This window comes from Thiolapillus sp., assembly GCF_048562965.1.
In the GTDB taxonomy this organism is placed as follows: domain Bacteria; phylum Pseudomonadota; class Gammaproteobacteria; order Chromatiales; family Chromatiaceae; genus Thiolapillus; species Thiolapillus brandeum_A.
The window spans coordinates 1-11,046 of record NZ_JBHNMF010000067.1 but is presented as its reverse complement, the minus strand read 5'-3'; the positions used below and the strand labels follow the sequence as shown (position 1 = coordinate 11,046).

At 51.1% G+C, this 11,046-nt stretch carries 7 protein-coding genes; 1 reads left to right on the top strand and 6 read right to left on the bottom strand.

Annotation, left to right across the window (positions count from 1 at the left end):
* Positions 1-198: 198 nt before the first annotated feature.
* Positions 199-438, bottom strand: coding sequence for a hypothetical protein (locus tag ACOCD2_RS05885; protein ID WP_293645469.1), 240 nt, complete (start codon positions 436-438; stop codon positions 199-201).
* A 61-nt stretch (positions 439-499) separates the two neighbouring features.
* Here ACOCD2_RS05885 and ACOCD2_RS05880 point away from each other — a divergent pair, with 61 nt between their 5' ends.
* A complete protein-coding gene (locus ACOCD2_RS05880) occupies positions 500-904 on the top strand; it encodes a DUF302 domain-containing protein (RefSeq protein WP_293645467.1) in 405 nt (134 codons plus the stop codon).
* 58 nt (positions 905-962) lie between these two features.
* On the opposite strand, the gene ACOCD2_RS05875 is transcribed toward ACOCD2_RS05880, so the two are convergent.
* From ACOCD2_RS05875 to ACOCD2_RS05855, 5 genes are all read right to left on the bottom strand, one after another.
* Positions 963-1,094: a 3-coathanger stack domain-containing protein gene (locus ACOCD2_RS05875; protein WP_293652430.1), complete on the bottom strand. Its 132-nt coding sequence runs from the start codon at positions 1,092-1,094 to the stop codon at positions 963-965.
* Between the two features lie 11 nt (positions 1,095-1,105).
* The gene (locus ACOCD2_RS05870; protein ID WP_419587794.1) at positions 1,106-4,924 is read right to left on the bottom strand and encodes a helicase-related protein; all 3,819 of its coding nucleotides are present in this window, start codon (positions 4,922-4,924) and stop codon (positions 1,106-1,108) included.
* A 24-nt stretch (positions 4,925-4,948) separates the two neighbouring features.
* Positions 4,949-8,167: a DUF1156 domain-containing protein gene (locus ACOCD2_RS05865; protein WP_293645461.1), complete on the bottom strand. Its 3,219-nt coding sequence runs from the start codon at positions 8,165-8,167 to the stop codon at positions 4,949-4,951.
* A gap of 5 nt (positions 8,168-8,172) precedes the next feature.
* On the bottom strand, positions 8,173-8,763 hold the full coding sequence (locus ACOCD2_RS05860) for a DUF7680 family protein (RefSeq protein WP_293645459.1): 591 nt from the start codon (positions 8,761-8,763) through the stop codon (positions 8,173-8,175).
* A partial coding sequence (locus ACOCD2_RS05855) for a DUF499 domain-containing protein (protein WP_293680659.1) occupies positions 8,756-11,046 on the bottom strand: 2,291 nt, incomplete at its 5' end. The genes ACOCD2_RS05860 and ACOCD2_RS05855, both read right to left, overlap by 8 nt.

Here is an 11,046-nt window from a genome sequence, read left to right as displayed (position 1 = left end):
TGCTTCCCCCATCGATGAGTCTCTGATGGCGGAAAGCGTACGGCCCTATGGCCCGGAATGCCCCTCAGGGTGGGTCAAAATTGTTGGCCGTAGGTGGGTCAGAATAGATGGCCATTAACACTCAGGTCAGAACGATAAACGCCCCGGGCTTGATGCCTGTCTTAAAGCCCTGCGATCAGGGGACACCGCTGTTGTCGTTCATCGAGTTTTGTTGGTTTCCGTTAGTTGTTGCTCAACCAGCCAGACACCAAATGCCTCAAGAATATCGCGTTGGTGTTTCTCTATATGCCCAATCCCAGTAGTAGTATCTCGTTGCCGTCCACGTTTTTTCCTCATGCCAGTATTTGGCGCTATACTCGCACAGATTTCTGCGGAAATTCCACTCAAAACGTCGAGGAGCCAAGAAAGAACAGCCAGCTGCGGTTTGAGGATTTTCAATGCATTCCTGGCAACTTGCCTCTAGACTTGCGCCCACAACAAACACAGTGAGGACAAAAACATGTATGAAATGAACATAACCCTGGATATGCCTTATGACGCCGCTCTGGAAAAGGTCAAGGAGACCCTGATGGCCAACCACTTGGGCGTGGTCAGCGATGTGGATGTGCAGGCCATCTTCAGGAACAAGATGGACAAGGATATTCCTGCCTATCACATCTACGGCGCTTGCAATCCCAAGCTGGCCGATCGTGTGATCAGCGCAGAACCCAACGCAGGAACGCTCCTGCCCTGCAATTTCATCATGCGTGAAGAAGGTGACAAGACCGTGGTCAGCTTCATGGATCCCGTGCCCGTGCTGGGCTTGTCCAAGGCCGAAGAAGTAAACGCCGTGGCAGCTGAAGCCAGGGGCATGATCGAAACTGTTATCGGGCAACTGAAAGCAAGCCAGCAATCACCGCAATAGCGCTTGTGTTTGAAAACCCTTTGCCGAATGCTTCCGGCAAAGGGTTTTTTCTGCACTTTCAGTCGATGACTGCTCGGAACAAAGCTCCGGTCTGCACCACAAAACCTGCGCCGAGCTGGATCCCGGTTTTCGCGGTGAAGGTGACATTGCCATCCGGAGCCAGGACAACAAACCCATTGGAGAATTCCATCAACTCTAGCGTCAATATATCTCGTCAGGTAATTTCCTGATGGAGGCTATTATGCTGCTAGCTGTCTGCTTCCTAGCCGGTGTTCTGCTGGCATCAATGCGTCGGGCTAAAGAATCCAGCGCTGTGCAGAGGAAAAGGATGGGTGCGTCAATATAGCCATCACCTTGTTGGGGAAAATGGGGTTCAACCAAGCCAGCTGATAGTTTTGTTCTCAAAGCGTGTGGAATATCCCTGATTCGAACGGGGGCCTCTCTTGTACTGATCTGTTCTTCCAGTGCGTTTAGTAATACAGCCGCATTGTCTTCCAGATTACTGTTTTTCATTTTGGAGGAGAGCATATACCCAATAATCACATTGTTGAGCAATACTTGGGCATGGGCCTGTACGCGATTATTTTTTTCAGTGCTTTCCATATTGTGGATGCTTCTGGTCTGGTTTGCGCAATAGGTGGTCATCGTGTTGGTTGATCGAGTAAGGTCATCGTCTTTCAAGGTTTCAGATAAGCTATCTATCTGCAAGGCTTGCCAGACTGCCATGAGCAGTTGCGTTCTATGGTCTTTATCAATGTAAGTGATAGCCGCACAGGGAAATCCATCGTGCTCCACTTCAACGACCTTAAAGGGCAGGTCGGCCGTTTGTTCAAGAACAAAGTCAATCAGTCGGTCGAATACCGGTTCCCCAAAACTGGCAAAATAGAGCGCATCGCCATTGGGTAATCCTTCGTCATACAGGTTTCTGTCGACAGTCAGTGCGCTACCGTCTGGTATGAACTCTACACCGTGAATACTCAGATAACGTTTGCACTCGCTTAGTTCACATCCCAGCGATTTTAAGAATTCAGATTCTGACAGGATTTGCCAGATTTCAGGGAGGGATACCGGCAGCGTTTGTTCTCTGTAAGTCTGACTTAGTCGGAGATAAACATTGAATAACTCCTCTACAGGTACTTCCATAAGGCGATTGTTTTCCCTTTGCCTGCCTGCTCGCTCCATGGCAATGTTCTCAACCTGCTTTTCGGTCATGCTTTTGTCTGCCAGTGCCTGAAATTCTTCGGTGGTTACTGGCAACATGGAAAACTGTTGAGCACCGACAACCAGGTTAGCTTGGGCCAGACGTTGCAGCAGTCGTTCATAGACAAATTGTTCTGCGGAATTGGCAAAACATAGATTGAGAACAAAGATTTCGTTGTATTTCTGCCCAATACGATCGATACGACCAATTCGCTGTTCTACCTTCATTGGGTTCCAGGGCAAATCATAGTTGACCAGTAAATCTGCTGTTTGCAGGTTCAAGCCTTCCGCTGCGGCATCAGTGCATAGGAGCACATCAATATGTCCTTGAACAAAACGGTGTTTTACAGTATCACGCTCGACACCTACCATGCGGCTCTTGGCTGGATCATAGAAGCTGCCACCGGCGCCAGAATAGGTGCCAAGTAACAGACTAGGGTACTTGGCCTGCAGTCTATCTTTGATATCATGCAAGGTATCGAGGAAACGGGTAAAAATTACGGTTTGCCGAATGCGTGGTCCGTCCTGACGGGACTTCAACGCTTTCAGTAATACCGTAAATTTATTGGAATCCTCGTAAATGTCGTTGAGTTCATCCAATAACATCCCAAGCTGCTTACGTTCCCACCGCAAATCCACAGGTGTCCGATTATTCAGCATCATGGTGATAGCTTCGGTATCATCATCGCTGCTTTCTACCAGTAACTCTTCCAGCTCTTCAATGTTCGTGGATTCATCTTCCAATTGAAAATGGTGTGCGAGGGTGGCTTCCACTTTGGCTTTTCGCCGCTCCAGGGTCAGCTTCAAGGCCAGCAGGCTGGAGGCGAAACGAAGTCTGAGAAAGCTCAGGTAAAAGCCAAGGGCCACTTTTCGCGGTTCATTGAGACCGTTGGAGAGGAGTTGCTCTCTCAGTCCATCGCAATAGTCACCAAGTAATTGATCAACTTTTGATTCCTGGTTGGTAAAAAGTATTTTGGGCGTAGGCAAAACGATGCGATCAGCCAGATTGGCATTCAACTTGCCTTTTTGCCGGTAGATTTTGAGCAGATCGCGGGTGTGTCGCTGCATTACTCGGGACAGGGGGGCGGCTGCAAATAACAGGCGTGCCAGGGCAGGCAAATCAGGGGATGGTGGCACTGTGCCCAGTCTCAGCCACTGTTGTATGGAGATTCGGGAAAAGGGATCAATAACCACTTCGTTAAGGTATTTCCATAGCCTGGGGTCGAGTAATTGAATGCTCGTGACCGCCTTTCTGATGAAATCCCATTCCTCCGGTTTCAACGTCTCTCCTGATGAGATGGCATTGATCAACTGGTAATAGGCCAGCATCAGCGAGGAATCGTACTGAAAAGCCCCCACTCGGTTGGTCAGTCGAATCAGGTCACTGACTTCGACAGGATCCAACTGCATAGGTGTTGCCGTTGCCAACAGCAAGGAACGGCATCTTTTCCTCAAGTGTTTGGACAGGGTTTGATAGAGCTGGTTATAGCGAGGATATCCGCGTACGCCTTTAGTCGAATTGGAGCGGCGTGCATAATGTGCCTCATCCACCAGTGCAAAATCAAAGGTGGTCGCGTTGTCCAACAGCCTGCGCCTGTCCTTGCGCGCCAGCAGTCCGGTGGAAATAATGGCCAGATCAGGCTGGAACAAGTGAGTAATCGCTTGCTTTTCCGCTACGGGAAATATTGATTCTCTGGTTGGGCCGGGGGAAGCGACGACGCGATCAAAGGGCAGAAAGAACTTGCTGGCCATCTCCCGCTGCCACTGCCGGGTCAAACTTGCAGGCGCGGCAATGAGTATGCGTTTAACACGTTTACTCAGATACAGGGAGCGGAATGCCAGGCCAGCCTCGATGGTTTTTCCCAGTCCTACCTCGTCACACATCAAATGGGATGTTGGAAAATTATCGATGATGCGGTGAGCCACCACTTCCTGATGCGGCCAGGCTTCCACTGGTGCGGTGTACATGCCTACATATTTGCCACCGGGCATCATGGGAGCGTATTTCAGCGCGGTAAAGCGCAGGGCTTCTTCGGCAGACAATGTAGGTACTGTGGATTGAGCGGGAAGGTTATCAATTTCAACCGGTACAGTAATGCCACTGGAAAAGGTCAATAACTTTTCTTTGACAGCGGCGGGGAGATCTTTGATCACAAATGCCGGGTGCTCATCGTTCCACATGGCCTTGAAGGAACGTGCGGCATCGGCAATTTTGGCGCGTTCCTTTTCACCCTGCCACGAACAATCCACGTCGATGTTTTCCGCATTTCGCTTCAGCGCGGTTTCAGATTCATTCCAGGAGCCGCTGGCATACAAGGCGCCGCCTGTTTCATCGTATCCCAGGGCCCATTTTTCATGAACATAACCATCTTCGCTGGATTCCAGCGCCAGTCCTTGCCCGGTTTCGGCGTGTTTGCGCAAGGCCACCTTGATTTCCAGGTATCCGTGTCGCACCATCCAGGAGAGTAGTTCCACGCCTCTTGAGGCTTCGTCTGGCCATTGTTCAGGGTTTTCCAGAGCGCCAAGCAAATGCTCTGCCAGAGGCGCAAGCTGTCCGTCGATCACCGCTTGTACGTCGTTGGGCGCCATGTCGGCGCCGGCAATGATGCGGACTGTCCCATCGCGATTGATCAGGGTGGTCAGGCCCCGGCTGGCCAGCGCCAGGGAGGAGGAACGAAAATAACCCGCGACCCGGTCGTAGCGGACGATATGCTGTAAAAAAGGGATATAAAAATCACGAAGTATATCGACAGGCTTGCCCTGCTTGCGAAGCTGGGACGTTTTATAGCTGTATCGCCAGTCGTAATCCTTGAGTGACATGAAATGAATAACCCCGTTTCCTGCCTACTGCCTCAAGCCGAATAATAGCGCCTTGGCTTCGTTGCGTACACCCGCTGTTTCTGCTTCCTCTCCCCAGACTGTCAGCAGGTCAAGAACGGTGCTGTCATTGCCTTCGCGGTGCGCTTCGAGATAGGTGCGTGCTACAGGTACATCACCTTCACGATACTTTATCAGCAGGCCGTGCAGCACATCCCAATCCGACTGGGGATTGTTGAGTCGCTTGAGATTGCGCTCTTCAGGTCTGGTCAATCGCAGTTTGGAACCTTTCTTGATCAATGGCGCGGCATAACCGCTTTCTTCCGCCGCCTGGCCGGTGATAGCGCGGCGACCGCTGATTTGGCTATTTACGCCGACCTTGCGTCCGTGAACGCTATAGCCGCCGGCATGGTTTTCCAGGCTGGTGTTGAGTGAGCGGGAAAGATTCAACACTTCAGAAAAAGGCACTTCATCATGCCCCCAGATGCCGTACATGGTCAGGGCAATGGCAGTTTCTGAATCGAGATCATCCACCGATATGCGGCCATCGGTGATTTCATTGATCTGATGCCCCGCCACCACGCGACTGGCCTCGTTCATGGCGCGCATGGGCGATACTTCATCATCGCCATCCATAACCGGCCAATGCTTGCTCAAAACCTGCAAGGCGCGGCCATAGCAGGCAATCATCTGGTCAACGGCATTGAGCCTGAGGGGGCGGAATTCGGCAAGGCCGGCTTCAACCGCCCCTCGAACCTGATGCTGAATCCCGCTACCGCCCAATCCAGACCAGAAAGCCGGTTCCGGGTTGTCCCTGTTGCGTTTGCGGCAAGAGATGAAGATCGTGCTTGCCGCGGAAGCCATATTCATTTGATGCGTGGAATGCCCGCTCTCCGATTCAACAGGGAAACAGGATGTGATTTCCCAGCCGGCCTCGATCAGCGATCGCGTTAGTGTTTCCCAGGCATCCTGGGCCTTGTGGGTGAACATCAGGGTCATCAGTCCATCGTCTTTGACCACGCGTCGCGATTCGGCGAAGATTTCCCCCATCAGTTCTTCATACTCTTCCTTGGCTTTACGTGCAGAACCATCTCTTGCCGGGTTGGCGACGGCTTCTTCTCGCTTGTTGGTCAGGCGTGTCCAGGCGATTTCGGGATAGAGTTCTTTGAGACTGCGTTTTTGCCAGACATAGTAATAGTCTGATAATTCTGAATACTGGACATTATTGTAATAAGGTGGGTCCATGCAGACGAAATCAACAGAATTGTCATCTATGTCACTTATATGAACTCCGCTACCATTAATGATTTTCAAATCTTGTTTCTTTAGATCTACAGCGTTTTTCGTAAGACTTGAAATGCCTTGATAGGCATCAAGAACTTGAGACAATCCCCAGGCTATTCCAGAATTCTGGCCAGTAAGAACAATCTCTCCATAAGTCCACTTCAGAGAAAAATCATGGCGTCCAAAGGTGCCTACAATTACTCCTCTCCCAAAATGCCATCTTGTTTGCTTGCTGTTGTAGTCCACAACTTTGTCGATGGCGAACTGCAAATAGGTAATCACCGCCCGTCCCCGCTCATCCCCCAACTCGCGCAATATCTGCGGCTTGAGTTGCTTGAGCGTTTCCATCGCCGTCAAATGACCCAGGAGCTGACGGTCATTGAACAGTTTGTACCATTGATCCACTCCATAAGTAACAGGGCGCATGTCATTCCCCTGAGGGAATTTCTCCGTAGGAATCAATCCCTGATCATCGAAACGCGCCCAATTGGCTTGCAGCGTGTCGGAAGCGGCGGCCAGAGCATCCTGGTCGTGTTGATTGGGCGGACGGAAGAAACTGATTTTTTCAGTTTTGATCTCACCACGGCGCGGGCCGCTGGCAAAGCGTTGAACATTGCCCTGTCTGTCCAGCTTGGGCTGATGACGGATGGCCACCACGGCGTAGAGTTCATCCTGCCACTGACCATATTGCGATTCCCCTCTGGCTTGCATCTTGATCTCATCGCCGGGGATGGCCTGCTGGCAATGTACGCATTGGCCGATACCGCGCTTGACCGTGCCGTGTTCCAGATTTTCGCCTCTGGGTCCAAGGCCATTTTTGGCCTGATAGGTTTCAAAGCGATAACGGGCGCTGGCGCCGCTGCCTGATGTTTCGATCTTGACCCCCCAGGGGTCTTTGGCTTGTTTGGAAAGCCAGCAGGTATTGAGTAGCGGGGTCTTTGCCTTGCAACTGGGGCAGGTGACTTGACGACAATAAAGGTAATCGGCAATTTCTTCTTTGTTGAACTGTGCTATGAAATCAGCATTTTCCGCCAAATGTTCATCCAAGCGCTGTTTTTCTGATTGGCATAGAGTGATACCGAATGGATGATAATCTTGTATGTAGGCATGCACTTTTTCAACTAATTTGCGGCCAAAATGAGAAATATCACTATGCAATTCTTCACCATATTTTGCGGGATAATCCAAGGTTGCAAACAGAATAACCGAAGCAACAGGATTGAGTTCGTTGGCAATGACATTGTGACCTAATCTAAGCGCTTCAAATGGTATAGAGCCGCCACCAGCAGTGGGGTCCAGTACGGTCAGGCCACTGGGAACAGTCGAGTGGTCATTCTGATAGGCACGCCCATAACCATAGAGATCTTCTGGATCCCAACTTAGTTCCTTTCCGAGCGCGGAACGTACATCAGGTCTTTTCTTGAATTCAATACGCTCATTAGTATGCGCAGGGTCCCCCATGACTCTTTTGATGCTGAGATATTCTCCTTCATGAATTTGTCCCAGAGGCTGGGATTCCTGCTCCCAGCGTACCACCACCGGATGATTGGCCAGTTCCGGTGAATAGGCTTTAAGCGTGGCGATAATTCCCCGTTTTTTTGCCCGGCGCAATTGTTCTTTGTCAAAGGCTCTGGTAACGACGGCATCGACTTTCAAGGCTTCCATGCCTCCTTGTTTTTCAAGGCGCTCTGCCAGTTTTCCGATCATGACCCATTGTCCGCCAGGCAGTTCCACAACCTTTTTTTCTATGCCCAGCATACGAACAAATGCTTCGGCATCGGTATCTTCCGGCAACAGGGAAGCGGCTATGGCGGCCCGGCTGGGGGTCAGGGGGCGGCGCGCCCACCACACATGCAGAAAGTATAAGGGAGGGAGCGCGGAACTGGCGCCGCGTTCGCGTTGCGTTTCTGCGCCAACCTGGTGGCAAGGAAAGCCCGCCTCAATAAGTCGTCTGTCGGTCATGGTGACTACCTGAGTCTGTTGAGCTGGCGTTCGATGCCAGGGTCGTTGTTGGTGCTGCCACAGAGCATGGTGCGCAGCCCCGATACAGCCCAGCGATTGGCATCCATGCTGTAATGGGTGGTTCTTCCCAGCCAGTAGGCGGCCTCTTCCCGGCTGAAGCGTTGCACCCGCCTGGACAGGAGTTCAAGGCGATCGGGATTATGCAGTCGGGACTGGAGCTTGATGATCAGTGCCAGCTTGGCGCCGGATTCTTCATCCAGCGGCAGGTTTCCCCTGAATTTCAGCCCCTCTTTACTGATGAACAAATGCAGATCCAAAGGGATACCTGCTTCATCTGTCACGTGCTCAAGAGTCGCCTTGATTCGAGGCTGCAGTATTTTCAGGTTTTCACCATACAAATGTCCCCGTTCCCGTAAGCAACTGTGCTTCTCGTTTCCGGAGCCGGCGTCTTTTTCAACGCGTTCTTTAATGACCAATACAGTACCCGAATATTCGGCCAATTGGGTAAAACGCAATACAAATGGCGCACTGCGCCAGCGGTTCTTGAGCGTTTTTTCAAACAGATCAGTAAGTTTGGGCGTTTTTTTTCTACTCATCTGCTTGTTTCATGAGGTTGATAAAGGCGCAGTCATCGGGGGCATTGAGAATGTCGATCATGGCCTGGCTGTCTTTGCCAACCGTGGTGATCTCGGACAGCACATCAAATAACTCACTCAAGGCTTGCATATCCTTTGGCGATGGGTTGATCAGATCCAGACTCAGTTTCCCCCCGTTAGGGAGTTCCAGCATGGCCAGGCGCAGAATTTCTGGCTGAGTGCTTGCCCCTCTTGTATAGAGTGAGCCGATTTTGCCAAGTTGCTCGTGTAGCGCAACAGCCAGGCCATGTCCCTGCTTGGTATAGCGTGTGTCTTCAGGTTCGATCCAACCTTTTTCGGAAGCGCTTGCCGGCGTGGCCAGCATGTCCTCTTTCTGTGCCTGGTGGAACATGGCGCTGGAGCCATAAATGAGTTCGGGCTTCTGATCAGGTCCAGGTTCTTTTATGCCATAGGTGTAAATTCTACTATTCTGAACAGCTTCATCGATGGCACTCAGCACAGTGGCTTCCTTGACCGCGCCATGGTCCTCCTGCACTTTTTCAATGACTTCTTTCACCTGGGCATTGGACAGGTTAGTCATGGCGGATTCCACCCATTGCCTGACTTGCTTGACCGTGGGTTCCGCTTCCGGGTTCCAGCCTCGTTGTTTTGCGCCCTGTTCGGTGACCAGTTTCCAGTTGCCCTCAGAGAGCTTCAGATCCAAGGGGATGCCGCCAGTTTCGCGACTGTATAAGTGCTCGGGTTTTGTGGATTCTGCCGAGTCCATACGATAGAGACACCAGCGCCCTTTTTCTACGCCGCTACGAATGAGTTGTTCGAGAATGCGTGGATTGTCCAAGATGGGCCAACGGCGGTTCTGATTGAACTGCTCTTTGATTTGTTTCAGGGAAGGGGTTTGGCTGATGCTGTCAAAAAACAGTTTTCCCAGTTGCAGTAACATGGCCTGGGTTCCTGCCGATTCTGCGGTAATCAGTTCGCCTTCCTCAATCAATACCCGATGGATTTCTTCATCGACCGAGGCACCACCTTCTCCCCCTGCTTGCTTGATGCTCTTTTGGGTGATCTGCCCGGAGGCGCCAGGGAACAAAATGGTGTCATAGGCTTGAGCAACAGTAGTTTGCAGTGCCAGTTCGCGTTCTTTGAGCTTTGCTGTAAAGCCGCTGTTTTGCAGTTTTCCTGCGGACATTCCGTAATCTTCAGGTTTGTTTTGCAGGCGCCTCATTGCAATGACAGTGCGAGAAAGGTCATTCAGCCTGTCTTTACGGTACTGTGCTTTTTTAATCCGATCTTCGCTCCAGGTATCTCCTTCGATCTGTACAGTTTCGGGAACCAGCATGAAAACATTGTTCTGTTCCAGTCGTGGTTGTCCTTCGCCCGCTGTAGTCGTCATGATATTGGGGTCGATTTTATTGGCATCCAACCGAATGATGGCGAGAACTGGGCACCCCGTGTTGTCAGGAATATGCTCTGGCTCTGAAACATCCTGCGTAACCTGGAATGTAGGGCTGTTATGGCTGACGACTTTTCGAGCGACGATGATCAACTGTTCCGCTATGTCATCTTGATGTAACCCTTGTTTTATAGTCGATACGATACGGGCTTCCGTTGGGTCAATGTTCGCATAGTAGCGACCGTCTTTTTCTCGCAGATAATAGGCTTCATTGGCGATGGCTTTGAGGGCTATTTCTACTTGCGAGGGGGGAAGATCCGGCATGGAGACTTCAAGCAAGGCTTCGGAAAAGGTTATGCCGAAGATGTTGGATGATAACCCTTCGCTACGTCCTATCAGACTGTGCAGAAAGACCGTTTTCCATGTCCATTCATAGAGGGGCAGCCATTTGGGGTGTGGGTTGGCTCGGTCGAGCACTTGCGCAACAGATCTGCCCATTTCCAGGTTTTCCGAGTCGGCACCGCCTATGTCAGCGTTCAAAACAGTAATCAGGTCGTTTGCCCCTGTTCTGCCGATCAGCTCATCTGCCAGGTCTGGGTTGGCAACATCTAAACGGTTGGTGTGAATCAGTGGAATATCCCGATTGTGTTGCCATATCGTGCGGATAGCCATTGCCAGTACACGCAATACACCACGGGTTCCCTGAAAACTCTCGGAAGAAGCGAGCTTGTTCGTCAGATAGGCAATGAAGCTGGGGTGAAAGGGATAATTGGCAACGATGGTGTGCTTGTAGTCATTTTGTGAGGCAGCTTCCGGCAGTTGGGCGCCGCTACGTTTGTACATTTCCATATAAGCCTCAGCAGTTGCGTTGGCTTCAGCTTCGTTGATATGGG